This window comes from Pseudomonas rustica (assembly GCF_018336155.1).
Taxonomy (GTDB): domain Bacteria; phylum Pseudomonadota; class Gammaproteobacteria; order Pseudomonadales; family Pseudomonadaceae; genus Aquipseudomonas; species Aquipseudomonas rustica.
Genome location: NZ_JAGYHF010000012.1, coordinates 207,862 through 234,651 on the forward strand (window position 1 = coordinate 207,862; position 26,790 = coordinate 234,651).

Annotated in this window: 25 protein-coding genes and 1 pseudogene; 14 read left to right on the plus strand and 12 right to left on the minus strand. The window is 59.6% G+C overall.

Features of this window, described 5'->3' with window-relative positions; all coding sequences use genetic code 11:
- The gene (locus KFS80_RS22570; RefSeq protein WP_212545973.1) at positions 1–1,212 is read right to left on the minus strand and encodes a helix-turn-helix domain-containing protein; all 1,212 of its coding nucleotides are present in this window, start codon (positions 1,210–1,212) and stop codon (positions 1–3) included.
- 690 nt (positions 1,213–1,902) lie between these two features.
- Here KFS80_RS22570 and KFS80_RS22575 point away from each other — a divergent pair.
- On the plus strand, positions 1,903–2,331 hold the full coding sequence (locus tag KFS80_RS22575; RefSeq protein ID WP_053119294.1) for a nuclear transport factor 2 family protein: 429 nt from the start codon (positions 1,903–1,905) through the stop codon (positions 2,329–2,331).
- A 215-nt stretch (positions 2,332–2,546) separates the two neighbouring features.
- Here KFS80_RS22575 and mqo read toward each other — a convergent pair whose 3' ends face one another.
- From mqo to KFS80_RS27365, 3 genes and pseudogenes are all read right to left on the minus strand, one after another.
- Positions 2,547–4,193, minus strand: a complete 1,647-nt coding sequence (gene mqo / locus KFS80_RS22580; protein ID WP_212545974.1) for a malate dehydrogenase (quinone) — start codon at positions 4,191–4,193, stop codon at positions 2,547–2,549.
- A gap of 509 nt (positions 4,194–4,702) precedes the next feature.
- Positions 4,703–5,566, minus strand: a complete 864-nt coding sequence (locus tag KFS80_RS27360; RefSeq protein WP_420851068.1) for a methyl-accepting chemotaxis protein — start codon at positions 5,564–5,566, stop codon at positions 4,703–4,705.
- Positions 5,561–6,466: pseudogene (locus tag KFS80_RS27365) on the minus strand (MCP four helix bundle domain-containing protein); the annotation flags it as partial. The pseudogene KFS80_RS27365 and the gene KFS80_RS27360, both read right to left, overlap by 6 nt.
- 97 nt (positions 6,467–6,563) lie before the next feature.
- Here KFS80_RS27365 and sodC point away from each other — a divergent pair.
- The 3 genes from sodC (at position 6,564) to KFS80_RS22600 (ending at position 8,025) form a co-directional block, all read left to right on the plus strand.
- Positions 6,564–7,085: a superoxide dismutase family protein gene (gene sodC / locus KFS80_RS22590; protein WP_212545976.1), complete on the plus strand. Its 522-nt coding sequence runs from the start codon at positions 6,564–6,566 to the stop codon at positions 7,083–7,085.
- Between the two features lie 143 nt (positions 7,086–7,228).
- The gene (locus tag KFS80_RS22595) at positions 7,229–7,543 is read left to right on the plus strand and encodes a DUF2388 domain-containing protein (protein WP_053119287.1); all 315 of its coding nucleotides are present in this window, start codon (positions 7,229–7,231) and stop codon (positions 7,541–7,543) included.
- An 80-nt stretch (positions 7,544–7,623) separates the two neighbouring features.
- On the plus strand, positions 7,624–8,025 hold the full coding sequence (locus tag KFS80_RS22600) for a hypothetical protein (protein WP_212545977.1): 402 nt from the start codon (positions 7,624–7,626) through the stop codon (positions 8,023–8,025).
- Here KFS80_RS22600 and ligD read toward each other — a convergent pair whose 3' ends face one another.
- Genes ligD through KFS80_RS22615 form a run of 3 tightly spaced genes read right to left on the minus strand, consistent with a single transcriptional unit; the run spans position 8,026 to position 12,988 of the window.
- Positions 8,026–10,629 carry a DNA ligase D gene (ligD, locus tag KFS80_RS22605; protein WP_212545978.1) on the minus strand — a complete coding sequence of 868 codons (2,604 nt, stop codon included), beginning with the start codon at positions 10,627–10,629 and terminating at the stop codon, positions 8,026–8,028.
- Positions 10,630–10,646: 17 nt separating this feature from the next.
- Positions 10,647–11,600 carry a methyltransferase gene (locus KFS80_RS22610; protein ID WP_212545979.1) on the minus strand — a complete coding sequence of 318 codons (954 nt, stop codon included), beginning with the start codon at positions 11,598–11,600 and terminating at the stop codon, positions 10,647–10,649.
- 11 nt (positions 11,601–11,611) lie between these two features.
- A complete protein-coding gene (locus KFS80_RS22615; protein ID WP_212545980.1) occupies positions 11,612–12,988 on the minus strand; it encodes an iron-containing redox enzyme family protein in 1,377 nt (458 codons plus the stop codon).
- Between the two features lie 68 nt (positions 12,989–13,056).
- Here KFS80_RS22615 and KFS80_RS22620 point away from each other — a divergent pair, with 68 nt between their 5' ends.
- Complete coding sequence (locus KFS80_RS22620) at positions 13,057–13,491, plus strand: hypothetical protein (RefSeq protein ID WP_212545981.1); 435 nt, start codon at positions 13,057–13,059, stop codon at positions 13,489–13,491.
- Positions 13,461–13,919 carry an REP-associated tyrosine transposase gene (locus tag KFS80_RS22625; protein WP_212545982.1) on the plus strand — a complete coding sequence of 153 codons (459 nt, stop codon included), beginning with the start codon at positions 13,461–13,463 and terminating at the stop codon, positions 13,917–13,919. Before KFS80_RS22620 ends, KFS80_RS22625 begins: the two co-directional genes overlap by 31 nt.
- An 81-nt stretch (positions 13,920–14,000) precedes the next feature.
- Here KFS80_RS22625 and KFS80_RS22630 read toward each other — a convergent pair whose 3' ends face one another.
- Positions 14,001–14,762: a tellurite resistance TerB family protein gene (locus KFS80_RS22630; protein WP_212545983.1), complete on the minus strand. Its 762-nt coding sequence runs from the start codon at positions 14,760–14,762 to the stop codon at positions 14,001–14,003.
- A gap of 260 nt (positions 14,763–15,022) precedes the next feature.
- Here KFS80_RS22630 and pcsA point away from each other — a divergent pair, with 260 nt between their 5' ends.
- Positions 15,023–15,745: a phosphatidylcholine synthase gene (pcsA, locus tag KFS80_RS22635; protein WP_053119275.1), complete on the plus strand. Its 723-nt coding sequence runs from the start codon at positions 15,023–15,025 to the stop codon at positions 15,743–15,745.
- Positions 15,746–15,897: 152 nt separating this feature from the next.
- On the opposite strand, the gene KFS80_RS22640 is transcribed toward pcsA, so the two are convergent.
- On the minus strand, positions 15,898–16,710 hold the full coding sequence (locus KFS80_RS22640; protein ID WP_212545984.1) for a class I SAM-dependent methyltransferase: 813 nt from the start codon (positions 16,708–16,710) through the stop codon (positions 15,898–15,900).
- A gap of 240 nt (positions 16,711–16,950) precedes the next feature.
- Between KFS80_RS22640 and KFS80_RS22645 the strand changes: the two genes are divergently transcribed.
- The 3 genes from KFS80_RS22645 (at position 16,951) to KFS80_RS22655 (ending at position 19,611) form a co-directional block, all read left to right on the plus strand.
- Positions 16,951–17,412, plus strand: coding sequence for a GNAT family N-acetyltransferase (locus KFS80_RS22645; protein ID WP_212545985.1), 462 nt, complete (start codon positions 16,951–16,953; stop codon positions 17,410–17,412).
- Between the two features lie 249 nt (positions 17,413–17,661).
- Positions 17,662–18,708 (plus strand): class I SAM-dependent methyltransferase, encoded by a 1,047-nt coding sequence (locus KFS80_RS22650; RefSeq protein ID WP_212545986.1) that lies wholly within the window; start codon positions 17,662–17,664, stop codon positions 18,706–18,708.
- A 60-nt stretch (positions 18,709–18,768) separates the two neighbouring features.
- The gene (locus tag KFS80_RS22655) at positions 18,769–19,611 is read left to right on the plus strand and encodes an NAD-dependent protein deacetylase (RefSeq protein ID WP_212545987.1); all 843 of its coding nucleotides are present in this window, start codon (positions 18,769–18,771) and stop codon (positions 19,609–19,611) included.
- Positions 19,612–19,780: 169 nt separating this feature from the next.
- Here the strand turns inward: KFS80_RS22655 and KFS80_RS22660 are convergent, their stop codons facing one another.
- Positions 19,781–20,662 carry a LysR family transcriptional regulator gene (locus KFS80_RS22660; RefSeq protein ID WP_212545988.1) on the minus strand — a complete coding sequence of 294 codons (882 nt, stop codon included), beginning with the start codon at positions 20,660–20,662 and terminating at the stop codon, positions 19,781–19,783.
- Between the two features lie 266 nt (positions 20,663–20,928).
- On the opposite strand from KFS80_RS22660, the gene KFS80_RS22665 reads away from it, so the two are divergent.
- Genes KFS80_RS22665 through KFS80_RS22675 form a run of 3 tightly spaced genes read left to right on the plus strand, consistent with a single transcriptional unit; the run spans position 20,929 to position 23,510 of the window.
- On the plus strand, positions 20,929–21,627 hold the full coding sequence (locus KFS80_RS22665; protein ID WP_053119263.1) for a CoA transferase subunit A: 699 nt from the start codon (positions 20,929–20,931) through the stop codon (positions 21,625–21,627).
- Positions 21,628–21,651: 24 nt separating this feature from the next.
- A complete protein-coding gene (locus KFS80_RS22670) occupies positions 21,652–22,317 on the plus strand; it encodes a CoA transferase subunit B (RefSeq protein ID WP_212545989.1) in 666 nt (221 codons plus the stop codon).
- 11 nt (positions 22,318–22,328) lie between these two features.
- Positions 22,329–23,510: an acetyl-CoA C-acetyltransferase gene (locus tag KFS80_RS22675; protein WP_212545990.1), complete on the plus strand. Its 1,182-nt coding sequence runs from the start codon at positions 22,329–22,331 to the stop codon at positions 23,508–23,510.
- A gap of 248 nt (positions 23,511–23,758) precedes the next feature.
- Here KFS80_RS22675 and KFS80_RS22680 read toward each other — a convergent pair whose 3' ends face one another.
- On the minus strand, positions 23,759–25,078 hold the full coding sequence (locus KFS80_RS22680) for an Nramp family divalent metal transporter (protein WP_212545991.1): 1,320 nt from the start codon (positions 25,076–25,078) through the stop codon (positions 23,759–23,761).
- Between the two features lie 103 nt (positions 25,079–25,181).
- Positions 25,182–25,718: a chalcone isomerase family protein gene (locus tag KFS80_RS22685; protein WP_212545992.1), complete on the minus strand. Its 537-nt coding sequence runs from the start codon at positions 25,716–25,718 to the stop codon at positions 25,182–25,184.
- Positions 25,719–25,865: 147 nt separating this feature from the next.
- Here KFS80_RS22685 and KFS80_RS22690 point away from each other — a divergent pair, with 147 nt between their 5' ends.
- On the plus strand, positions 25,866–26,648 hold the full coding sequence (locus tag KFS80_RS22690) for a hypothetical protein (RefSeq protein WP_212545993.1): 783 nt from the start codon (positions 25,866–25,868) through the stop codon (positions 26,646–26,648).
- Positions 26,649–26,790: the final 142 nt, after the last annotated feature.

Here is a 26,790-nt window from a genome sequence, read left to right on the forward strand (position 1 = left end):
CTAGCCATTGCCCAGCGACACCGGGAGTAACAAGATCGTCGCGAAACCCGGCACCGGCGGCGTCATCCAGCGCCGTGATCGGCCCAGACCGAAGGACTGGATTTTGTTTTCCGAGGCCAGTGTCTCGAGCGCTCGTTGCACTTGGCGTTGACTGCTGCCCAATGCGAGTGCCAGTGCTGAGCTCGACCACGCTTCGCCATCCGCGAGCAAGGCCAGCAGCGCCGCGTGTTTGTCCTCGACCGGTAACGTCAGCAGCGCCACCTCTTCGGCCACCAACGTAAACCCGCGAGGCGTGGCGCGGATGTTCGCCAGCGGTTGCAGCGCTGAGCGCAAGCGGCCGATTTCAACGCGTAGCCGCGCCCGGTGCGATTCGTCGCTGAGTTGCAAACGGAAAGCCTTGGCAATCAGCGCCTCTCGCGAGACATCGCCCGGCCAGGCTTCCGCTAGCAACCGGGCGAGATGGAACAGCACCGGGCGAGTGGCAAGCGCAACCGTCATGCCGGCGCCGCGCACGCTGTAGCGGCAGGCATCGATGACCAGCGCTTTTGAAGCGAACAGGGTTTCTACTTCTGCGAGTTTCAGCGGTTGCTCTTTTCCGCTGATGATCAATCTCGCAACCGGCGCCTCAAGGATTTGCGCGGCGTGCTCGACTTCAACGCTCAACGCCTCAATGCCAGCCTCCCGCGCCGCGTGTTGCGCGCGAACCAATGCCGCCTGCGCCCTGTGCGCCTGAACCCTGCGCAACGCAATGCCCGCCGCCACCAGTGCATGGGCGGCACGCAAGGCTGGCGGAAGTGGTGCAGGATCCTGTTCAGCGAGCAACCGTTCAGCGTCATCCAGCTCACCGATCAACAACAATCGACGAATCTGCAAGTAACGCGCGTGCGCCGCGTTGAGCCGGTCGCCGTGATCCTCCAGCAACCGACGCGCCGCCTCCAGCACCTTCACCGGCCAGCCCAGATCGCGTGCCGCCAGCGCCACTTCGGCCTCGGCAACAAGACACCGCGCCCGCGACAGCGGCTCATTGCGACCGAACGCCTTCACCGCCCGCTGCAACAACGCCTTGGCACGCGGCAGATCGCCCAACTGCGCCATGGCAATACCGCGCAACGCCAGCGCCGGCGGATCCTCGCGCAGGGCGACGATATTCAGTGCCGCCAACGGATCCCCCGCCGCAAGCGCACGGCTGGCGGCGGTGATCAGTGAGTCCATGGTGAATGACGCATGGCGGACGTTCCCCGAAAAGTTAAGGACGACGCCGAACCTGTGGCGAGGGAGCTTGCTCCCGCTGGGGTGCGAGCGGCCCCCCGCTCTTCAGTTCAAAACAGGGCCTGCTGCGCAGTCCAGCGGGAGCAAGTTCCCTCGCCACAATGGATCGGGGCTCAGCCCTAAATAAAATTGGAGCTTCAGGGGAGTCTAATACCGGTCACTTGAGCTGTTCGGTTTTCTTCAAAAGTTCTAACAACCCCTTAGGGTTTGTTGCTGGATCGGGTCGTGAAAACTGTTCACGACGCGTTTCAAACCGGAGAAATTGTCGCGAGCACGCCGATCAGAATGGTCAGTGTCAGAAATCCACCCAGGAAAATCGCCATCTTGAACATAGAGCTCTCCTCAATGCAGGGTTTGCGGTGCACTGGACGCTTCGGAATGAAGGACTGCCGTGAGTGACCGCACTGCCGGGGTATTTTGAGCCGGTGACTGAACCGGTTACAGAGGCAGATAGAATCGAAAAAAGCGTATCAGATGACATCTGATCTGTAGGAGCTGCCGAAGGCTGCGATCTTTTGATCTGGATCCTTGAACATCAAGATCAAAAGATCGCAGCCTCGTTTCACTCGACAGCTCCTACAGGCTAGAGTGACTGCGGTCGTGCAAAAACAATAAAAACTCTGGGGTAAATCCATGTCCGAACTGAACCTGCAGCCCAACGTCGCCGAATCGCTGAAACGCTGGCACGAGATGATCCGCACCGGCAACTTGAGCGCCCTGCCCGAGTTGCTTGACGCCAAAGCCGTATTCCGTTCACCGATGGCGCACACGCCCTACCCTGGCGCGCCGGTGGTGTCGATGATCCTCAATACGGTGTTCGAGGTGTTTCAAGACTTTGAATATCACCGTGAGCTGGCGACGGCGGATGGTTTGAATGTAATTCTGGAATTCAGCGCCAAGGTCGGGACGAAGGAACTGAAAGGCATCGACATGATTCGCTTTGATGAGCAGGGCAAGATTGTCGAGTTTGAAGTGATGGTGCGGCCGTTGAGCGGGTTGCAGGCGTTGGGCGAGGAAATGGGGCGGCGGCTTGGCGCTTATCTGGCTTCCGCGAAACCCTGACATCTGAACACCTGAACGTCTTAACGTCTTAACACCGAAACAATTCTGTAGGAGCTGCCGAAGGCTGCGATCTTTTGATTCTAAAACAAGATCAAAAGATCGCAGCCTTCGGCAGCCCCTACAGGGAATACAGAGGGATATCGAGGGATATCGAGGGATAAAAAAAGCCCACTGACCGTCGCCGGTGCAGTGGGCTTTGTGTGTCAGGGGTCTAATTACAGAGCCATGTCACGTGCAGCGTTTTCCTTCGGTGCTTCAGCTTTTTCAGCCGCAGGTGCAGCCGGAGCAGCAGCCTGACCGATCACTGGAGGCGTCGGCAGCTCCAGGATCTTGGCGGTGTAAGCCCACTCTTCAGCCACTTTCGCTGGATCGCTATTCAACTGAGTGCCGTAGCTTGGCACGATCTGGTGCAGCTTGGTTTGCCACTCTGGGCTAGCCACTTTGTCTTTGAAGACTTTCTGCAACACGCTCAGCATGATCGGTGCAGCGGTCGACGCGCCTGGCGATGCGCCCAGCAGGCCGGCGATGGAGCCGTCTTGTGCAGCAACGATTTCGGTACCCAGTTTCAGCACGCCGCCAGCGGCTTCATCACGCTTGATGATTTGCACGCGTTGGCCGGCTTGCCACAGGCGCCAGTCTTCGGCTTTGGCGTTCGGGAAGTATTCCTTCAGCGCGTTCAGACGGTCTTCATCCGACAGCATCAGTTGGCCAGCGAGGTACTCGACCAGCGGGTATTCCTTGATGCCGACCTTGGTCATCGGCCAGATGTTGTGGGTGGTGGTGCTGGTCAGCAGATCCAGGTACGAGCCTTCTTTGAGGAACTTGGTGCTGAAGGTCGCAAATGGGCCAAACAGGATGACGCGCTTGCCGTCCAGAACACGGGTGTCCAGGTGTGGAACCGACATCGGTGGCGCGCCAACCGAAGCTTTACCGTAGGCCTTGGCCAGGTGCTGTTCAGCGATGGTCGGGTTATCGGTCACCAGGAACGAGCCGCCTACCGGAAAGCCAGCGTATTCCTTGGCTTCAGGAATGCCCGACTTCTGCAGCAGGTGCAGTGCACCGCCGCCCGCGCCGATGAACACGAACTTGGCGTCGGTTTCGGTTTTAGTGCCGTCTTTCAGGTTTTTGTAGCTGACACGCCAAGTGCCATCGGCATTCTTGGTGATGTCCTGCACTTCGCTCGACAGTTTCAGATCGAAGTTAGGCTTGGTTTGCAGGTGGGCAGCGAACTGGCGGGTGATTTCGCCGAAGTTCATGTCGGTACCCAGCGGGCTCCAGGTGGCCGCGATTTTCTGGTTCGGGTCACGCCCTTCCATCATCAGCGGAACCCACTTCTTGATCACAGCCGGGTCTTCGGAGTACTGCATGCCGGCGAACAGCGGGCTCGCTTGCAGGGCTTCGTAGCGCTTTTTGAGGAACTTGATGTTGTCATCACCCCACACGAAGCTCATGTGCGGCGTGGTGTTGATGAACGAGCGAGGGTTCTTCAGAACGCCTTGCTGAACCTGCCAGGCCCAGAACTGACGGGACACCTGGAACGCTTCGTTGATCTCGACGGCTTTCGGGATCGTCACGTTGCCTTTGTCATCTTCCGGGGTGTAGTTCAGCTCAGCCAGAGCCGAGTGACCGGTACCGGCGTTGTTCCAGCCGTTGGAGCTTTCGAGGGCGACGCCGTCGAGGCGCTCGACCATTTCCATCGACCAGCTTGGCTCCAGCTCATTGATCCACACACCCAGGGTGGTGCTCATGATGCCGCCGCCGATCAACAGCACGTCGACTTTCTTTGCTTCTTCAGCATTGGCGGACGACATCCCCATCGCCAAAGCCAGCCCCAGCAGAGCTGTGTTCACTTTCTTAAACATCCGTAGCACCTATGATAAAACGCCTTCCGCCCGTCGCTGTTATCAGCATGCGATCCGCTTTGGTGACGCTCAGGCTGGCGTCGCAGATTCCGGCACACTGCAATTTTGACGGGTGGGCACACAAGGCCGACGTACCGCATCGACCTCAGTTAATGTCCCTTCTGAACTGGTTTCTTATCATTATTGGCATCAGCTACTTGAGCGACAGGGATTCCGTCAGCTCGCCACGCGGCAAGCAGACTGAATTAGGTCAAACCAAGTTGGCGCGAAGAATATCACGTCAGGACAAACCCGCGCGTCTGTTCCCGACTTGATAGTCCTTTTGCGTTCAGGGGCTTATCGGCTGGAGGGGGTTGAACATGAACCTTGGGGCGGGCATTTAAGTATTGGGGTGACTGGACGGGCCTCTTCGCGAGCAAGCTCTGCTCCTACGAAAAGCGGGTATCAACGATCCCCGTAGGAGCAAAGCTTGCTCGCGAAAGCGGCCGCTCAATCACTGCAAAACTCTGTTACAACCGAAACCGATCCACCGACTGCGCCAACTGCCCCGCCAGACTCGACAGCTCATCCGTAGTCGTCGCCGTCTGCCCGATCACCCGGCTATTGCCCTCGGACATCCCCGCAATCATTTCGACCTGATGAGCAATCTCGTTACTGGCCAAGCTCTGTTCACCAATCGTGCGGGTAATGTCATTGACCAACTGTGTGGTACTTAATGTGGCCTCCAGAATCTCGCGGATCGCTCGTTCAACCTCCGCCGTCACCGCCATGCCCTTGTCGACCTGCGCCACACCCGCTTCCATGCTGCTCACCGCCTCGCGGGTGCTGTGCTGAATGCGCGCGACCATCGCAGCAATTTCCTGGGTCGAGGCACTGGTGCGTGCCGCCAGACTGCGCACTTCATCCGCCACCACGGCAAAACCACGACCCTGTTCGCCCGCCCGTGCTGCTTCGATTGCAGCGTTAAGCGCCAGCAAATTGGTCTGGTCGGCGATGCTTTTAATCACCTGAATGATGTTGAAGATGCCTTCGGATTCCTGATCCAGCGTACGGATCACCTGGGCCGACTGTTGTGCCGAGCGAGCGATGTCGTCCATGTCGCTGACCACTTGATGGATCACTCCGCCGCCCTCCTTCGCCAGGGTTTCCGCCTGATTGGCCATGCTCAGGGCACGTTCGGCGTGGCGGGTGATTTCTTCAATACTGGCGGTCATCTGGCTGGCGGCAGCGGCCATGGTGCTGGCGGCGACGCTTTGTTGCTGGCTGCTGTCGGCGACTTGATGGCAGCCGTGGCTGAGTTGTTCGCTCATGCCGCTGACGCCGTGGGCGTTGCTGCGCACCACGTCGATCATGTTGCGCAAATCGCGCTGCATGGTCGCCAGCGTGCGAATCAAGGCACTCGCTTCGTTCTTGCCGGTCGGTTCGGAGATCGGCTCGCTGAGGTTGCCGTGGGCGATGCTTTCGGCGATGCGGCTGGCGGTTTTCAACGGCCCGAGAATGCTGCTGATCACCCAGCGTCCCTCAACCAAAAGCAGCAACAGCCCCGCCAGTAAGACCACGCCGAGGGCAATATTGGCATTGCGGATCGCGGCTTCGGTGCCAGCGCTGGTCTCACGGGTATTGGCTTCAATCAATTCACTCAACGCGGCCATCTGCGTTTCCAGCTGGCTGAACGCCGAATTGAACGTGCCCAGTTCCTGCTGCGCAGCGTCCGGGTTATCCAGCGCCAGGCCGACAATGCGTTCCCCGGCATTGATGTAAGTTTCAAGGCTCGGTTTGATCTGCTCCAGCGCCGATCGCAACGTCGGGTTGATCGGCAGTTTCAGGTTTTCTTCCAGCACTTCACGAAAATGCCGCGCATGCTCCTCGATCGAACTGCGCGCCTCGGCCGGCGTGCTGGTGCTTTTGCCCAGCCCCACCAACATTGCCGAATAGACGTCGGCACGCAGGGCGTCGTGCATCATGTCCGCTTCCATGTGGTTGCGCAGCGCGCTCATGCTCACCGCGTTGTCGCTCACCGCCGAAGCCATGTGCAGGTTACCGACGTAGCTGACCAGACTCACGATCAATGCCGTCAGCAGACTGGTAACAATCAGCAACACTAAACGCAGTTTGATCGACACCGTGGGTTTCTCCTTGGGGGACGCCGGTAAAGGCCTGTCAGTCCTAGAGTTAAGCTTATTTGCGCCGGTCTGCCGCGCCAGAGCGTGTCGGCAGATGTCTGCGCGCAGGGCAACGGCGATAAAACTTTCAGTTTGAGCGGCAAGTCTCATTTTTCAACGCACGCGGACAAGGTCTTCATCGCCGGTTAATGCCGGCAGGCTATTGAGTCCGTCGTTCTGAAAACTCATGCAGCACAAGGAAACGCTTATGAAACGCGCACTGTGGTTAGGCCTGCTCGGCACCTTCGCAATCGGCACTGCTCAGGCAGCGACGGAAAAAGTCGCGATCAATCTGGTCAGCGCCGACGGTGCACCGCAGGCGATCGGCTCGATTACCGTCAGTGAGACGCCGTATGGCCTGTTGTTTACTCCTGATCTGAAATCCCTGCCGGCCGGCGTGCACGGTTTTCACGTGCACGAAAACGGCAGTTGCGAGCCGGGCATGAAGGACGGCGTCAAAGGCGCCGCGCTGGCAGCTGGCGGGCACTTCGATCCGCAGAAAACCGGCAAGCATCTCGGCCCGTACGCAGACGGCCATCTCGGTGACCTGCCGGCTGTGTACGTGACCACTGACGGTATCGCCAACTATCCGGTGCTGGCGCCGCGCCTGAAGAAAATCTCCGAGATCAAGGGCCACGCGCTGATGATTCACGCCGGTGGCGACAACCATTCCGACATGCCAAAACCCCTCGGTGGTGGCGGTGATCGCATGGCCTGTGGCGTGATTTGATAGAACTCGCGTCAAGACCGGGCACCCGCCATGGGGTGCCCGCGTCTGCAGAATTAACGCCTCACGGAACTCCCGCCCTCCGCGCACCTCTCACATTATGCAGTCCTTCCCTTTTTGCTTAGCGCTTGTGGAGGAACCCCGTCATGCGCAAGTTATTGCTCGTTTCTTCTTTACTCTTATGCCTGCCCGTCGGCTCCGCTATGGCCAAGGTCGATGCGGGGGATGTGGCCACTTCGGCCGGCGTTTCCGCTTCGCTGTACTCGACCTTCAAGGATCACAAAATGGTGATCCCGGCGCGTGACGACTTGTCTGCCTTTGTCGCCAGCGGCGGAGCCATTCGCGGGGTTTATCTTGAATCGGTGTTGCAACAGGTTCGCCAGGAAAATCCCGGAATAAACGCCAGCGATGAAGACCTCGCCAATGCGATTCTGGTGCATTACGAAGGCTTGAATCAGTAACCGGTACGGAGCAGGCAGCCGATGGATGGCTGCTGAAGGCGCATAGGCAAAACTGTCCGGCGGCCTCTATGATGGAGGCCATGACGACGACTGCGCCTTTGCGCTCCCCCTGCCCGCCCGGCGCCTGCGATTGCGGGCGCGACCCGTTGCTGGAAACGCCCGGCGCGGATTTGCGCATCCTGCGCCTGACCCGCGAGGAAGAAAAAGTCTTGCTCGCGCGGCTGGAGCAATTGAAAAACCTTGAAGACCTGCGACATCTGCAAAAACGCATGTTCGAGCAGTTGGGCATTCGCGTTGACGTCGCTCCGGGTTTTCACGAAGTGCGCACCATGCTCGGCATCGAGATCGAAATCGACGCGCTGCCAGGTCTGTGCCGCAAAACGCGCAAGTCGATTCCAACGGCGATTCGACGGGGCTTGAACAACAACCCCGAAATCGCTTTTGAATTGCTTAACGCCCACGACTTGCTGCGCGACAGCTGATCACTTTTTCATGCCGACTCGTTTGCGCATCTCGGCGGTGATGCTCTGCCGGGTCTTCTTCATGTCAGCCCACGGCTCATCGCCAACCTCGGCCAACCGCTCGTGGACGTTATGCACGTTCCATTGATTGCCGCCCTTGATCTCCCCAACCTCTTCACGAAACAGCGGTACCGACACCGGTAGCCCTTCGCGCGTACGCGCCGAGTAAGTGCAGATGGTGGTGGCGCCGAGGCCGTTGCGCAGGTAGTCGATGAAGATCCGCCCGACACGGTTTTTCGGCCCGGACACCGCCGAAAATCGATCCGGCAACAGCTTGGCCATATGGCTGACAATCGCGTGGCTGAAATCCTTCACTTCATCCCAGCCGAGCTTGCGCGTGATCGGCACCACCAAGTGAATACCCTTGCCGCCACTGGTTTTAAGAAACGCTTTCAAGCCCAGTTCATCAAGCACGGTCAAGGTCAGCGCGGTGGCTTCGACCATGCTTTTCCACGGCAGCGCCGGATCCGGGTCGAGGTCGAGCACGAAGCGATCGGGTTTATCCAGATCCACCGTGGTCGCGTTCCAGGTGTGCAACTCGACCGTGCTCATCTGCACCGCGCCGATCAGTGCTTCGGCGTTGTTGATCAGCATCACCGGTTGGCCGGTGACGTCTTTGTCCAGCGTGCTGATGCCGGGGATCGCCAGGCGCTCGGCGTTCTTCTGGAAGAACAGTTCACCCGCAATGCCATCCGGCGCTCGCACCAGCGCCACCGGGCGATCCTTGAGTTGCGGCAGAATCCATTCGGCAACGCTGGCGTAGTACTCGGCCAGTTGCATTTTGGTCGTGCCGCTGACCGCGTCGATCACCCGATCAGGGTGAGTGATGCGAACCTTGCCGTTGGCCAGACCGAGTTGCGACGGCGCAGTCTCAGCCTTTTCTGCGGCCACTTTTTTCGCCGTTTTTTTTGCAGGGCTTTTCGCTGCAGTTTTCGTCTCTGAAGTCTTCACCGGTTTCGCTCGCTCCTCAGTGATGTCCTTGGCCGGTTTGTCATCGCGCAAACCATGGAACACGGCGTGGCGCACCGAGCCGTCCTTGGTCATTTCAGCGAAGGCGATTTCGGCCAACAATTTCGGTTTGAGCCAGTGCACGCCTTTGGCCTCAAAACCGCTCGGCGGATTGACCACGGCAGCCTTCTTCACCTGCAACGGTTTCAACTGCGCCAGAATGCTTTTCAGCGTCGCTTCGTTGAAGCCCGTGCCAACCTTACCGGCGTAACGCAACTCGCCGCTGTCACGATCATGCAGACCCAACAGCAACGCTCCGAAGGCACTGCGCGAACCTTTCGGATCGGTGTAGCCGACGACGACAAATTCCTGCCGATGCTTGCACTTCAGTTTGATCCAGTCACCGCTGCGTCGCGACACATAAGGCGAGCCGAGGCGTTTGCCGATCAGGCCTTCCATCTGCATCTGACAAGCGCTGTTGAGCAACGCATCCGGGGTTTCGTCGAAGGCTTCGGAATAGCGCAGCAGCGGATTTTTCTGCGCGCCGAGGATGGTCGCCAGCGCGGCTCGACGCTCTTCAACCGGCACCTCACGCAAGTCGACGCCGTTGAGATACGGCAGATCAAACAGGTAGTAGAGAATGTTGCCGCTGCGCCCAGCCTCGAAAGCATTTTGCAGCGCCTGAAAATCCGGCACGCCATGTTCGTTGGCGACGACCATTTCGCCGTCCAGCCAGGCCGATTCCAGACCCAGCGCGGCCAAGGCTTCGGCCTGTTGCGGCAACTTGTGCGTCCAATCGTGGCCGTTGCGGGTGAACAGTTGCACCTGGTCGTGATCGATCCGCGCCATGATCCGGTAGCCGTCGAATTTGATTTCGTAGCTCCACTGCCCTTCAGGCGCGCTATCAACCAGTGTGGCCAACTCGGGTTTGAGCTGCGCCGGCAGCTTGGCTTTATGCGCGCCCGTCAGCGTGCCGCTGGCTTTTTTTCGCGATTTGGCGGCGGGTTTCTTCACCGGTTTGCTTTGCTCGGCGGCGAGTTTCGGTTTGTCGACGAGGGTGCGTTCGCTCAACACGCTGTCCGGCTCAGCGACTAGCACGTCGTAATCATCTTGCGGCCGCGCGGCGCTGTCCTGATGTTTGATCAGGAACCACTGCTCCTTTTTCCCCGGCATGTGCGTGCGCACCAGATTCCAGATCCCGCCGAGTTTCTCGCCTTGCAGCTCGAACTTGAGCTTGCCTTTGGCGTAGGCCTGTTGCGGATCCTCCTGCGGAATCCACACGCCGCGATCCCAGACAATCACATCGCCCGCGCCGTAATGCCCTTCGGGAATGCTGCCCTCGAAGGTCGCGTAATCCAGCGGATGATCCTCGACGTGCACTGCCAGGCGCTTGACCTTGGGATCCAGCGACGGCCCCTTCGGCACGGCCCAACTCTTCAACGCGCCATCGAGTTCCAGGCGAAAGTCATAATGCAGGTGCGAAGCGTCGTGCTTCTGGATGCAGAACTGCAAGGCGTGCTCGGCGGCGGTTTTGCGGCCCGAGCGTTTGACTGCCGCCGGTTCCGAGGTTGCCGAGAAATCGCGCATGCGGTTGTAGTCGTCGAGGTTCCTGTTCATCGTGCACCTGCCTGATTTCAGCCCATTCGGGTGACGGTCAGCGCCACCACGGCGATTCGGTCAACCCGTTGATATCCGGGGTTCAGCAGCTCTTCGCCAAAGACATCCGGATCGATTTCACGGTACGTCCAGGCGAAGCGTTTTTCATCGAGTCGCGGCAGCACCGTGTCGAGGAATGGATCACGGCCATCGACCATCGCCACGCCGGTATAGAGCAGCAGCGAACCACCGGGAGCCAGCCGATTTAGCGCTTGCTCGACGATCCGTAGTGACAGTCCCGCGCCGAGTGTTCCGCCACCGTGGCGATAGGCGCGCTCCGCCGGATCCGCCATGTACGGCGGGTTGGCGGCGATCAGATCGAACTCGCCGTCGACGCCTTGCAACAGATCACTGGGGTGAACTTCAACGTTGGCGACTTCCGCCAGCGCCGCGTTAATTGCAGTCAGGCGCAGCGCGGCGGGGTTGATATCCAGCGCCAGGACTTGCGCCTCGCGACGGGCTCGGGCGATCACGATCGCACCGACGCCAGCGCCACAACCGATGTCGACCGCGCGATGGATCGGGGCGAAGTTCTGTTGCAGATGAGCGTGGATCATCTGGGCGAAACGGTAGGTGTCGGGACCGAAGAACACCGAGTCCGCCGCGTCGGTCGGGAACGCCGAATGCACGAACAACAGATCATCCAGGCTCGACCAGCGCACGCGACTTTTCAGTTGGCCTTCGTAGGTGTCGATGACTTGCGCCGCCTGTAACTGGCGCTGTTCGTCGGCGGACAACAATCCGGGTTCGAACGGCCGCGACCAGCCAAACACATCACGCAGGCTGTCAGCCATTTGCCCTTCGTCGCGCTGATTGACGCGCTGATGCGTCAGCGGCGTCGGGGTGATGAAACGGTAGCCATCGGCCTGAAGGCGCCGGCCCAGTTGCAGCAGCGCCAGATCATGGCTGCTGAATTGTTCTTCCTGACTCATTGAAAATTTCCTTACGGCTGGCGTGATTTGAGTTCGATAAATCGTCGGGTGGCGAGTAACCCGGCCGGGTGTGCATGGCGATCCGGGGCGAGCCACGGAATCAGCGTCGCGATTTGCGTGAGACCGTCCTGACCTTGCAACGCCGCGTTCAATTGCTGCACATCGGGATCCTGCTCGGGCACCGCGATCGATGCCGCCGTTTGAGGCCGACGCCGAGCGACTTTCGGCTTTTCGGAGGATTTCCAATCGCCGGCAATCCAGTCATGCACCAGTTGTTTTTCATAGGCGTTGAACACGCCGAACATCGCCGCACCGTCACCCGCGATCAGTTGCCAAAAGCGGCTGTTCTGTGGGTCTTCGTTGCGTTTGATCCAGCCTTTGTCCTGCAGCGCTTGCATGAAGCCGGGCAGTTGCTCAGGCGTCGACAGCCATTGATTGACGGTCTGGCCTTCAAAGCGGCAGTAGTCAGAATGCATGTGCTGGCCGAACGGCCGCTTGCGTTCAAGCATCGCCAACAATTCACGCTCAAGGTCGAAGTTTTCGATGATCGCGCGACTGCCCTGCCCCAGATCATTAAGGCGATAACCGAGCGATACACGACGCAGAAAATCGGCGCGATCAGCCTCCAGTGGCAACAAATCGAGCACCGCCTGCACGGCTTTTTGCGCATGGCCGGTGCTGGCGTTGTCGATGGTCACGTGCAAAGTGAAATAGTAGGGATCGATGCCCAGCTCGCTGAGTTCGTAACTAGTGATCAGCAGGTGCAATGGCAGTTGCTCGTAACCCAGGTTGTAGCCGATCACTTCTGGCAAGCAATCGACACCGGCAATGCCAAGCGCCAGTTGCAACGCGCCTTGCAGGTAGTGTTCATCGGCGATTGCGGCGCTGTCCTGCAAGTCGTGTTCGGCAAGGAGTTTGCGGTAGATCACCACATGGTTTTGCGCGGGGTTGCCGTCGCCGAGTTCTTCCAGATAGGTGGTGAGCAAACCGGCGAAACGCGGATCCTGCCACTGCGCCAGCAAGCCATACAACCACGCGCCGTCGACCAGTTTGGTCGGCGCCACTGCTTGCAGAAAGTACAGCGCCTGCGCCTTGCAGGTGAAAAATTGCCGAGCCCCGCCGGCTTTACGTTGTTGCAGATATTCGGCGTATTGCTGCGCGACATCGGTGCAATGTTCGGCCACCCAGGCGTGCCACGTCGTCGGGTCTTGCGGCAGGGTATCCGGGAGTTGCCCGGCGTTTTGCAGTTGCTCGTGCAGGAATGACTGCGCCAACGCCTGCGGATTTTCATCCTTGAGCAACGCGTCATAAATGCATCGGATATTCCCGGCAGGATTGATCGCCTGCGGCTGGGCAGGCGTGGAATGCAGGCGTGTCAGGACAGTCATGGCAGTTTTCTCGGTCAATTGGCAGGACGCTGTTCACGCGCCTCTACAGCAGCAGAGGCGTCGCGCCTGTGAAAAATTCAATCGACGTGAAAATTGCCCGGACGGACGGCCCTTTCGAAGCGTTTGCAGCCAATGAATCTCCTGCTACACCTGAAACTGATGAAACTGATGAAACTGATGAAACTGATGAAACTGATGAAACCGCTGAAACTGCCGAAACTGCCGAAACTGCCGAAACTGCTGAAACTGCTGAAACTGCCGAAATTATCTGTAGGAGCTGCCGAAGGCTGCGATCTTTTGATGCTGATTTTTTAGGATCAAAAGATCGCAGCCTTCGGCAGCTCCTACATGGGCAAACATCGTATTACGGGATTAGATCGTGTAATGAGGTTACATCGTGCAACGGGTTGGATTCGCGATTGGGCGAGGGATGGCTAGGGTTTAACGACGATGATTTTTGGAGGGCAAAGGAATGCCTGTTGCGGCAAAAGGATGTGGATTGAGGAAGGGGCGGTATTCGGAGTCGGGACAGGTTTATCTGCTGACGGTGGTGGTTGATCAGAGATTGCCCGTTTTTTGCGATTTGCAGCTAGGTCGGTTACTGGTTCAGCAGTTACGTTTTGCAGAAGAATCAGGATCGGTTCAATCACTAGCTTGGGTCGTCATGCCGGATCACTTGCATTGGCTGGTTGAGCTGAAACAAGGTTCATTGGCGCAACTGATGTGCCGCGTCAAATCGCGGAGTTGTCGTTCGACCAATCTCAGACGGGGCAGTCAGGGGCGGCTGTGGCAGCGTGGGTATTACGATCGGGCATTGCGGCGGGATGAGGACTTGAAAGCGGCTGCGCGGTATATCGTGATGAACCCTTTGCGGGCCGGGTTGGTTGCTCGGTTGGGGGATTATCCGTTGTGGGATGCGGTTTGGGTTTGAAAATCCAGATCAAAAGATCGCAGCCTTCGGCAGCTCCTACAGGTACAAATACTCAATGTGCTGCGATCTTTTGACGTTGGCTTACGCCTGCCCTTTGGCCTGTTGCTCGAGATGCACCTGCAAATCCGGATCGATCTGCAATGCTGCTGCCAGTTCATCCAGATAGCTGCGTTCGGCATCCTGCTGGTCATCCACGAGCAATACGCTGGACAAATACATTTCGGCCGCGATGGCGGGGTCACCGTTTGCCGACTGGGCGACTTCACTGGCGTCCAGCGGTTTGGCGACTTCGGCGTCGAGCCATTGCTGCAATTGTGGATCGTCGGTGTGCTTGCCGATTTCTGCGCTGATCAGGTGTTTTTCCGATTCATCGATACGCCCGTCTGCCTTGGCCGCTGCGATCAAGGCGCGCAGCACTGCGTGGCTGTGTTCTTCGACGTCCGGCCCCGCGAGCAGGTTGGCCGTTTGTGGAATCTGTTGTGGCGCCGTGCTGGCCTGGCTGCGTTGCCAGGCTTGATACGCCTGGTACGCCATCATCCCCAGCGACGCCAGTGCCGCGTAATTGGTGCCGCCGCCGGAACGACTTTGCGTGCCGCCACCCAGCGCGCCACCCAACCCACCACCGCCAGCCGAACCGCCGCCGAGTAATCCACCGAGCAAACCGCCCAGTCCGCCTAGACCACCGGCAGACCCGCCGCCGCTGGCCGCGCCCGAGCCGCCACCAAGCAGACCACCCAGCAAGCCCCCGAGCCCGCCCAGACCGCCACCGGCCGAGGCGTTACTTTGTTGTCCCGCCGAGGCCTGGCCTCGCAGCAGTTGTTCGAGTAAATCAGTGGTGTTCATGGCGTCATCCTCAGACATTGGCAGTGACTGCGTCTGGCAACTCTAGACCCCTGCGGCCATAGCGCCAGCACCGTTTGGCCGACACTCAAGGCCCTCGCCGGTTTGCCCCGGGAATTTTTCCATCGGCCAGCTAAGATTCAAGGGTGGTGAACCTTATCCCGGCCAGACCGGTCGATAGCTGCAACCCCGACCCGGTTTGCCGGCGCCCTTGCCACTCAAGGGTGATACCCGGCTTGCTTCACTTTCTGGAGAACGCCCCCGTGATATCGACCGTACACATCGCCAGGCTCAAAGCATGGGGCGCCCATGGTTTTACCGCGACCGGCGTGGTCACTGCTTTTCTTGCCACCCTCGCCCTGCTGGAAAACCAGCCGACCCATTGCCTGATGTGGCTGGGCGTGGCGCTGATCGTCGACGGCCTCGACGGCGCCCTCGCGCGCAAGGTTAATGTGCAATCGGTGCTGCCGAGTTTCGACGGCTCGATCCTTGATCTGGTGATCGATTACCTGACCTACGTGTTTATCCCGGCGCTGTTCATCTATCGCTACATTCCGCTGCCGGATTACACCCTGCTGCTGACCGTGTCGCTGATTCTCGTGTCATCGCTGTTCTGCTTCTGCAACGTCAATATGAAGAGCAAAGACAACTACTTTGTCGGGTTTCCGGCAGCGTGGAATGTGGTTGCGTTGTGTTTGTACATCATCGGCCCGGGGCCTTGGATCACGTTTTTGACGGTGATCGGGCTGGCGCTGTTGACGGTGACTCGGATGAAGTTTTTGCATCCATTCCGCGTGCGCCGGTTTATGCCGATCAACATTGCGGTGACGGCGATCTGGCTGCTGTGCAGCTTGTCGCTGGTGCTCAATCACCCGGTGATCAACCCGTTGGTGATGGGGTTGTGGTTGCTGATGTCGGCTTACTTTCTGGGGATCTGCATCTGGCGCACGGCGCTGGAATGGTTTGATCGGGCGCATCAGAAGTAGATATTGCAGACCATCACAAATCCAAATGTGGGAGCGGGCTTGCTCGCGAAAGCGGTGTTTCAGTCGACTGATGTGGAGACTGATTCGCCGCCTTCGCGAGCAAGCCCGCTCCCACACTTTGATCTCCATGGGTCTCTGAATGAGGGTGCGGGTCAGCGTTTGCTGATCACCACCTCCAGATACTCACTCGGCACCACCAGCGAATCCTCTCCTGCTCGATTCATACGATTGAGCAAATCCGCCAGATCACTTTCCAGCGCCTGCCCACTCTCCGGCGGCAGCGCGGCGAACGCTTTGTGCACCGGCCCGTACCAATGGCGGAAGATATCGATAAAGTGCGCCGCCGAGCGATAGCGGAAATTGAACTCGCGGCGTGTTACCTGCACGACAAAATCGTGATCATCGAAATGCTCATGCAGCCACGCTTCCGTGCCCCAGTTCGACGGTGGCTGGGCGATCGCTGGGGGCGGCACATGCCGGCCGAGGGTTTTGAACATCTGGCCGACGAAACCTTCCGGCGTCCAGTTGGCCAGACCGATCCGTCCACCTCGGCGACAGACCCGACCCAGCTCAGCGGCCGCTTTGTCCTGATCCGGAGCAAACATCACGCCGAACGTCGACAGCACCGCGTCGTAACTCTCATCTTCGAACGGCAGATCCTCGGCGTCGGCGACTTGAAAAGTCACGTCAAGATGTTCGGCGCGCGCCCGATCCTGTCCACGTTCCAACAGCGCTGCGACGTAATCGGTGGACGTCACCAACGCACCCCGCCGCGCCGCCGCCAGTGTGGCATTGCCATTGCCGGCAGCGACGTCCAGCACCTCTTCATCGCAACGTAGATCACAGGCTTCGGCGAGGTTTTCGCCGACGATTTGCAGGGTGGTGCCGATCACGGCGTAATCGCCACTGGCCCAGGCGACCTTCTGGCGTTCTTTCAAGGCAGTCAGATCAATCGGTGCAGTCATGAATTCGAGCTCCGCTGCGTTCTTGTTATGGACATAGAAAACCGGGCCGGCAGTGACCCCGCTCAATCACTATCGCGCCGCGTCTGCCTGGCGTCCCGGCCAATCGTCCGGCAACCCGTCAAAACCGCTGCTTTGCCGATGAATGGTGGAAATCTGTAAAGCCGCTGCAACAGCCTCGGGATTGCCAGCGGCGGTGGATTGGTTTTTGATGCACGACCGCCTCTGGAACGGACTCGACCGATGTCACTGCAAATCGATTGGCTCGCACATCACATGCAACACAGCGACCGCTATGCCAAATGGATTCATCAGCAATTTCACTACGAATATACGCATCAACCACTGGCCGATTGGCAGCGTGAATTTGCTCAAGGGCAAAGCAATGGTGAATGGTCGTGCCTGATTGCTATCGACGGCGAACGGCTGGTCGGCGGTGCGGCCTTGGCCCGCGATGATCTGGCCCATCGGCCGGATCTCGGCCCGTGGCTGGCCTGCGTGTTCGTCAGCCCCGAGGCGCGCGGGCAAGGCTTGGCGGAGCGTTTGATTGACGGGATTTGTCAGGAGGCGAAGGACTGCGGGTTTGCGCGCTTGTACCTGCACACCCAATCCAAGCAGGACTACTACGCCAAACGCGGCTGGCAAGTGATGGAACGCTTCCGCGCGTGGGACAGTGAACACGCGCTGATGGCCCGCGACCTCTAAAACACACCCCTTGCCCTGTAGGAGCTGACGAGTGAAACGAGGCTGCGATCTTTTGATCTTAAAAATCAGCATCAAAATCAAAAGATCGCAGCCTCGTTTCACTCGACAGCTCCTACACTCATTTATACCCAGTCGAGGGGGCCGCAGGGCGCAGCGAACGCCCTGCCCGAATCCCCGACCACCGCCCGGTGGCGCATGCCTCGACCGTCAACGCCGCCGGACTGTGATCCTGTTTCAGGAGCACACACAATGGACGAGGCCCGACTCAACGACTTCATGGGCAAACTGGTCAACGACATGGGCGGCGCGGCGATGCTGGCCAATGTCATCGTCGGCGAAGAGCTCGGGCTGTACCGGGCGATGGCCGACAGCCAACCAATCAGCCCCGAAGCCCTCGCCGCAAAAACCACCTGCAACCCACGTCTGGTGCGCGAATGGCTCAGCGCCCACGCGGCGTCCGGCTACATGGAGCACCTCGACGGCCAATTCCGCTTGCCGGAAGAACAGGCACTGGCGCTGGCCGTGGAAGATTCGCCGGTATACGTCGCCGGCGGACTGGGCGTGGTGGCATCGTTTTTCCACGACAAAGACAAACTGGTCAAAGCCATGCGCGGCAACGGCGCCCTGCCCTGGGGCGATCACCATCCGTGCATGTTCACCGGCACCGAGCGCTTCTTTCGGCCCGGCTATAAAGGCCACTTGATCGCCGAATGGCTGCCGGCGCTGGACGGCGTGGTCGCAAAACTGGAGGCCGGCGCCAAAGTTGCTGATGTCGGCTGCGGACACGGCGCCTCGACGGTGATCATGGCGCAGGCGTTTCCCAATTCTCGTTTTGTCGGTTTCGACTACCACGCGCCGTCGATTACCGTCGCCACTCAGCGCGCTGAAGAAGGTGGCGTCAGCAGTCGGGCGACGTTTTTTCAGGGCACCGCGAAAAGTTATCCGGGCAATGACTATGACCTGATCTGCTATTTCGACTGCCTGCACGACATGGGCGACCCGGTCGGTGCTGCGCGGCATGCCTACGATTCGTTGAAGGATGACGGCACGGTGCTGCTGGTCGAGCCATTCGCCAACGATACGCTGGACGACAACATCAATCCGGTCGGGCGGTTGTTTTACGCGGCGTCGACGTTTATTTGCACGCCGAATTCGTTGTCGCAGGAGGTGGGTTTGGGTCTCGGTGCGCAGGCTGGGGAATTGCGTTTGCGCAAAGTATTTACCGAGGCAGGTTTCAAGCATTTTCGCCGCGCCACACAGACACCGTTCAACCTGATACTGGAGGCGCGTAAATAACCCGGCCAGAAAAGTCAGTGCTAACCTGCATGTCATCCTCCAGCCTTCGGAGCGCTTGCCATGCTCGACAGCCCGACCCGCGAACACCTCGACACGCTGCAACAGGCGATGGCCGATGGCGATTTTCTGGTGCTGACCGGTGCCGGCATCAGCACGCCTTCGGGCATCCCCGATTACCGCGACAGCGACGGTGTGCGCCGGGGCCGGCAGCCGATGATGTATCAGGAATTCCTCGCCGCCCCGGAGTCACGCCGCCGCTACTGGGCGCGGGCGATGCTGGGTTGGCCGCGAGTGCGTCAGGCGCGGCCGAATCCTGCGCACGAGGCGCTGGCCACGTTACAAAGTCACGGGCGAATCAGCGGACTGATCACGCAAAACGTCGACACCCTGCACGATCAGGCCGGCAGTCACGATGTCATCGAACTGCACGGCAGCCTGCACCGAGTGTTGTGTCTGGATTGCGCCCAACGCAGCGAGCGCGACGCCATTCAGCAGGTGATGGAAGCGCAGAACCCGTATCTGGCCGGCGTCGATGCGGTGCAGGCACCCGATGGCGATACCCTGCTCGACCCGGCGTTTGAAGCACGCTTTCAATCGCCGCGCTGCCCGCATTGCGACAGCGAACGGCTGAAACCGGATGTGGTGTTTTTCGGCGAAAACGTCGCGGCCCATACGGCGGCCCGGGCGATGGCCGCAGCGGAAAGTGCTGCGGGCTTGCTGGTGGTGGGTTCGTCGTTGATGGCGTATTCAGCGTTTCGCTTGTGCCGGGTGATCGCGGATCGGGGTAAACCGTTGATTGCGATTAATCTGGGCAAGACGCGAGCGGATGATTTGCTCGATCTGAAAATCGAAGCGTCTTGCGAACAGGTTTTGCCCCTGCTGACACAAAACCTGACTCCCTGACACCGCATTTCCCCCTGTGGGAGCGGGCTTGCTCGCGAAGGCGTTCTGTCAGCCAAAATCCCCTTCACTGACACACCGCCTGTAGGAGCTGCCGAAGGCTGCGATCTTTTGATTTTGTCTTAAAGATCAAAAGATCGCAGCCTTCGGCAGCTCCTACACGGGATGCGTTTCAGGCATAGTTTTCCTGCTGGAGAATATCGAACAACGCCTGCGCCGCCGCCGAGCGCTCGTTCCCCGGTTCCGTCAGCACACCAATCGCCCGCTCCACTGAATCAATCAACGTCAGGCAATGCGCACCCAGTTCCTGCATCTGCTCGACACACAACGCCGGCACCGCGCTCACTCCCAACCCACTGGCTACCATGCGTCCCACCGTCGCCAGTTGATGACTCTCAAACTCCACCGGCAATTTCATCCCGCGCGCCTGCAAGTGTTCTTCAAGCATCACCCGCACCGTCGACGGCCGTTGCAAGGTAATGAACGGCTCCTGCAACAATGTCTGCCAATCGATCTCGGTACGCCCGGCCAGCGGCGAATCCTTCGGCACCACGGCGACGAAGCGATCCATATACAGCGGCGTGAAGGTCATCGAGGTGTTCTGCATCGGCTCGAACGCCACGCCCAACTCGACCTGACGATCGCGCACCATCTCCAGCACTTGCTCGTTGATCACGTCGTTGACCGTGACGTTGACGTTCGGATAGCGCGCACGAAACGTCTTGAGGATCGGCGGCAGCAAGTTGCCGGCAAACGACGGCATCGCCGCCAGCGTCACGCGCCCGCGTTGCAGGCTGAAGCGCTGGCGCATTTCGTCTTCGGCGTTGTCCCAATCGGCGATCAGCCGTCGCGCCAATGGCAGCAGCGATTCACCCTCCGGGGTCAGCGCGACGTTGCGTGTGTTGCGGCTGAACAGGCGCCCGCCCAAACCTTCTTCCAAAGCTTTGATGGTCAGGCTCAACGCCGATTGCGACAGGTGCAGCCGCTCGCAGGCCACGGCGAAACTGAGGCTCTGCGCCACGGCAAGAAAAGCGCGGATCTGTTTGATGGTCATAATAAAGCCTCTGAGCATGAAGCCCGATGCATGATCGTTCCCTCGCTCCGCGTGGGAATGCAGCCCGTGACGCTCTGCGTCACTGGACGCGGAGCGTCCATGGAGGCGCTACCACGCGAAGCGTGGGAACGATCAGCCATAACGTGGTGATTATTGAGCTTTATCAATCAATCAACCTTAAAAATCAACTTAACAAATATATCCCCCAGCGCGACACTCCAACCATTCGGCTAGCCAGCCGCCCGCAAATAATAAAAGAGGTGCATATGGCAGGTTTCGACAAGCGCGTGAGTTCTTACGAGGAAGCCCTGGCCGGGCTTGAGGACGGCATGACCGTCATCGCCGGCGGCTTTGGTCTGTGCGGCATTCCGGAAAACCTGATCGCCGAGATCAAACGCAAGGGCACCCGCGACCTCACCGTCGTCTCCAACAACTGCGGCGTCGACGGCTTTGGCCTTGGCGTGCTGCTCACCGATCGCCAGATCAGCAAAGTGATCGCCTCCTACGTCGGCGAAAACAAGCTGTTCGAAGAGCAACTGCTCAAAGGCGAAATCGAAGTCATCCTGACCCCGCAAGGCACCCTCGCTGAAAAAATGCGCGCGGGCGGCGCCGGCATTCCGGCCTTCTTCACCGCCACCGGCGTCGGCACTCCAGTTGCCGATGGCAAGGAAGTGCGTGAGTTCAAGGGCCGCAAGTACCTGATGGAAGAATCCATCACCGGCGACTTCGCCATCGTCAAAGGCTGGAAAGCCGACCATTTCGGTAACGTCGTTTACCGTCACACCGCGCAGAACTTCAACCCGCTGGCCGCCACCGCCGGCAAGATCACCGTGGTCGAAGTCGAAGAAATCGTCGAACCCGGCGAGCTGGATCCGACGCAGATTCACACCCCGGGCATCTACGTCGATCGGGTCATTTGCGGCACGTTCGAAAAACGCATCGAACAGCGCACCATCCGCAAATAATTCAGGCTGACGGAGAATAACAACATGGCACTTTCCCGCGAACAAATGGCTCAGCGCGTCGCCCGCGAAATGCAGGACGGCTTCTACGTGAACCTCGGCATCGGCATTCCGACCCTGGTCGCCAACTACATCCCCGAAGGCATGGAAGTCATGCTGCAATCGGAAAACGGCCTGCTCGGCATGGGCCCGTTTCCGACTGAAGAAACCATCGATGCCGACATGATCAACGCCGGCAAACAGACCGTGACGGCACGCATCGGCGCGTCGATTTTCAACTCCGCCGAATCCTTCGCGATGATCCGCGGTGGCCACGTCGACCTGACCGTGCTCGGCGCGTTCGAAGTCGACGTCGAGGGCAACATCGCTTCGTGGATGATCCCCGGCAAACTGGTCAAGGGCATGGGCGGCGCGATGGATCTGGTGGCCGGAGCCGACAACATTATCGTGATCATGACCCACGCCTCCAAGGACGGTGAGTCCAAGCTGCTGTCCAAATGCAGCCTGCCGTTGACCGGCGCCGGTTGCATCAAGCGTGTGCTGACCGACCTCGCCTACCTGGAAATCGAAAATGGCGCTTTTGTCCTCAAGGAACGCGCACCTGGCGTCAGCGTCGAGGAAATCGTCGCCAAAACCGCTGGTAAACTGATCGTCCCGGATCACATACCGGAAATGCAGTTCGCTGCCGAGTGAGGAATTCGAAAATGCAAGACGTCGTCATTGTTGCCGCCACGCGTACCGCGATCGGCAGTTTCCAGGGTGCCCTGGCCAGCGTTTCTGCGGTGGATCTGGGCGCGGCGGTGATCCGCCAGTTGCTCGAACAAACCGGTCTGGACGGTGCGCAGGTTGATGAAGTGATCATGGGCCAGGTGTTGACCGCCGGCGCAGGTCAAAACCCCGCGCGTCAGTCGGCGATCAAGGCTGGCCTGCCACACGCGGTACCGGCGCTGACCCTGAACAAGGTTTGCGGTTCGGGTCTCAAAGCCCTGCACCTCGGCGCGCAAGCAATCCGTTGCGGCGACGCGGACGTGATCATCGCCGGCGGCCAGGAAAACATGAGCCTGTCCAACTATGTAATGCCGGGCGCCCGCACCGGTCTGCGCATGGGCCACGCGCAAATCGTCGACACCATGATCAGCGATGGTCTGTGGGATGCGTTCAACGATTACCACATGGGCATCACTGCCGAGAACCTCGTCGACAAATACGAAATCAGCCGCGAGCAGCAAGACGCCTTTGCTGCCGCGTCCCAGCAGAAAGCTGCCGCCGCCATTGAGGCCGGTCGCTTTGTCGATGAAATCACGCCGATCCTGATTCCACAGCGCAAAGGCGATCCGGTCGCGTTCAAGGTCGACGAGCAGCCACGCGGCGACACCACCGCTGAATCGCTGGCGAAACTGCGTCCGGCGTTCAAAAAGGACGGCAGTGTCACCGCCGGCAACGCTTCGTCGCTGAACGACGGTGCTGCCGCTGTGATCCTGATGAGCGCGGAAAAAGCCAAAGCCCTCGGTTTGCCGGTGCTGGCGAAAATCGCCGCTTACGCCAACGCCGGCGTTGACCCGGCGATCATGGGCATCGGCCCGGTATCGGCGACTCGCCGCTGCCTGGACAAGGCTGGCTGGAACATCGACCAGCTCGACCTGATCGAGGCCAACGAAGCCTTCGCTGCACAGTCGCTGGCGGTGGCCAAGGATCTGCAATGGGATCTGAGCAAGGTCAACGTCAACGGCGGCGCCATTGCGCTGGGCCACCCGATCGGCGCATCGGGCTGCCGTGTGCTGGTGACGCTGCTGCATGAAATGATCAAGCGTGATGCGAAAAAGGGTCTGGCGACCTTGTGCATTGGCGGTGGTCAAGGCGTGGCGCTGGCGCTGGAACGCGCGTAAGCAAGAGTTCAACGGCAGGCGGCGGATCCACGACATCCGTTGGTTGCTGGCAACAAAAACCCGGTGCAGCTTCGGTTGCACCGGGTCTTTTTTTGTCTGGATTTTATAGGCTGGCCTTGAAGGCCCCTTCGCGAGCAAGCCCGCTCCCACAGGGTTGGTGGGTGTACACAATATTTGTGAATAACACCAACCACTGTGGGAGCGGGCTTGCTCGCGAAAGGGCCAGTCCAGCCACTACAAATTTCTGATCAGCCAGCCAATTGCAGAATCAACCAAGCATTCGCGCCACTGATCACCACAAACAACCCCCACGCCAACACCCTTGTCGGCGACCGATTCACAAACGGCCCCATCAGCTGTTTGTCATTGGTCATGCGAATCAGCGGATACAGCGCAAACGGCAGCTGCAAACTCAGCACCACCTGACTCATCACCAACAATTTCCCCACCGCGTTATCGCCCATCAACCACACGCCGATAAACGCCGGAATCAGCGCCAGCCCGCGCGTGATCAAGCGCCGCTGCCAGCACGGAATCCGCAGATTGAGATAGCCCTCCATGATCACCTGCCCGGCGATGGTGCCGGTGAAGGTCGAACTCTGCCCCGACGCCAGCAACGCCACGCCGAACAGCACACTGGCCAGCGCGCCACCGACCAGCGGGTCGAGCAAGTGATAGGCGTCCTGAATGTCGACCACGTCGGTATGCCCGGACTGGTGAAACGCCGCTGCCGCGAGAATCAGAATCGCCGCGTTGACCAGCAGCGCCAGCGCCAGCGAGCCGATTGTGTCGATGCGCGCCAGTTTCACCGCGTCCTGCTTGCTCGCCAGATCCTTGCCGATCATCCGGGTCTGCACGATCGAGGTGTGCAGGTAGAGGTTATGCGGCATCACCGTCGCGCCGAGTATGCCGATCGCCAGGTACAGCGGCGCTGCATCACTGATCGCCGACAGCGACGGTTTGAAGCCTTGGAAAACGTCAGGCCAGTACGGTTTGATCAGCACCAGCTCAACGAAGAAACACACGCCGATAGTCGCGACCAGCACCAGCATGATCGCTTCCAGTCGGCGAAATCCACGGTTCTGCAGGGCCAGCACCAGCAGCGTGTCGAACGCGGTCAGGGCGATGCCGAAGGTCAGCGAACAACCGAGCAGCAGGTGAAACGCCAGTGCGCATCCGAGCACTTCGGCGAGGTCGGTGGCGATGATAGAAATCTCCGCCAATATCCACTGCAAGCGTGCGGTCGGCGTGCTGTAGCGTTCGCGGGACAATTGCGCCAGATCGCGGCCGGTGGCGATGCCCAGCCGCGAACACAAACATTGCACCACCATGCCCGCCAGACTCGCCAGCAACACCACGAACAACAGGCTGTAGCCGAAGCGCGAACCGGCTTCGATCGCAGTCGCCCAGTTGCCCGGATCCATGTAGCCGATCGACACCAATAGACCGGGGCCGGCGAAACGCAGTACGCGTTTGAAGAAGGGGGCGTTGGGGTCGACCTCGACACTGCCGGCCACTTCCGGCGGGCAAAACGGCGCGGTGGCGATTTTGGGCACACTGAATTTCACGCACACATCCAGAAACAAGTCGGAAAGACGCAGCTTAGACGTTCACGTTGAAGATCAAAAGATCGCACCTGTAGGAGCTGCCGCAGGCTGCGATCTTTTGATCTTATCGGCTCGCGCCCAACAATTGCTCGCGCAATTCGGGACTGCGTGTGCGCGGATCCAGCCAGATGTCGAAAAACGCCCGGGCGAACTGCGGATCATCGACCTCATGCTGCAACTGTTGCCCGACAAAAAACCGCGCGCCCTGCCCCGGCAAGTACACACCGGTGATCCGCGTGCCGGCCTGCACATCGACGAAGGATTGCTGCATCTGAATTTGCCAACCGGCCAGCTGTGCAGGGCTGACGCTGGGCCCTCCGAGGCGTTTGATTTCGTCGACACTGGCCTTGACCAGATCATCGCGAGAAATGGTGCGGCGGTAGATCAGTTCCAGCGCGAAGGGCTGACCGTCCGCTAGCGGTCGCGCGGCACTCCACAATCGCGCGTTGTAGACATCGAAACCGAACACACTGAAATCACCGGTGCCGATGATTTGCGCACCGGGCACGGCGTCCTGCCAATTGGCCCAGGTCGGCGTGAGCAACAAGGCCCACAAGCCTATGCCGCAGCATCCACGTAACACCTTCGGTGTTCTGTTCATCGCGGCATCGACTCCCGCAAGCCCTGATAATCAGAGCATAGTCGGCTATCCGGCAAGGCACTTTGTATACAATTTTTGTACAACGATGCAGCAATCCCCGTTCGTCGATGCTAACGTGAGCGTCTCTCACTCGACGGAGCCACCTGCGTGCTGATCCTCAAATTGCTGCTGATTCCCGGTTTTCTCTTGCTGATTTCTTTGGCGGGCAAGCGCTGGGGGCCGAGCGTGGCCGGGTGGCTGTCGGGGTTGCCGGTGGTGGTCGGGCCGATTCTGTTTTTCCTCGCCATCGAACAGGGGCCGCAGTTTGCCGCGCATTCGGCGGTGGCGGCGTTGTCGGCAATGTTCGCGATGATCGCTTTCTGCATTACCTATGCGCAGGTCGCGCAACGGGCGAACTGGCCATGGGCGCTGGCGATATCGATGACGGTCTGGGCTGTGTTGGCGCTGGTGCTGTCGCTGATTCCACCGTCGCTGCCGTTTTCGGTGGTGGCCGCAGCGGTTGCCCTGCTCGCCTCCCCTTATCTGTTTCCGGATGTGCAACCAGTGCTGAAGGGTACGGCACCGAAGTCGGACAAATTGATCTGGCGGATGATCGCTGGCGCGGCGTTGACGCTGGTGGTGACGATGCTTGCCAGCACCGTCGGTGAACGCTGGAGCGGTTTGCTCGCGGTGTTCCCGGTGCTTGGCAGTGTGATGGCGGTGTTTTCCCAGCAGACGCGCGGGCCGGCGTTTACAGCGGCATTGCTGCGCGCGACGGCGACGGGGATGTATTCGTTTTCGGCGTTTTGTCTGGTGTCGGCGCTGACGTTGCCGAGCATGGGCTTGAGTGGGTTTGCGGTGGGTGTGGCGGTTTCAGTGGCGATGCTTGGCGTTACCCGCAAGCTGCTGGCAAAACCTCCTTCCTCTAAAACGCCCCAACCTCAAAGTTGAAACCGTTCCTGTGGCGAGGGGATTTATCCCCGATCGGCTGCGCAGCAGTCGGCAAAAAGACAGGCGCGCCGCGCACCCCACCGCGGGAAAAACCCCTCTCCGCACCGGGCATACTCGCCCCCTGAAGGCGGGTTTAGACGGG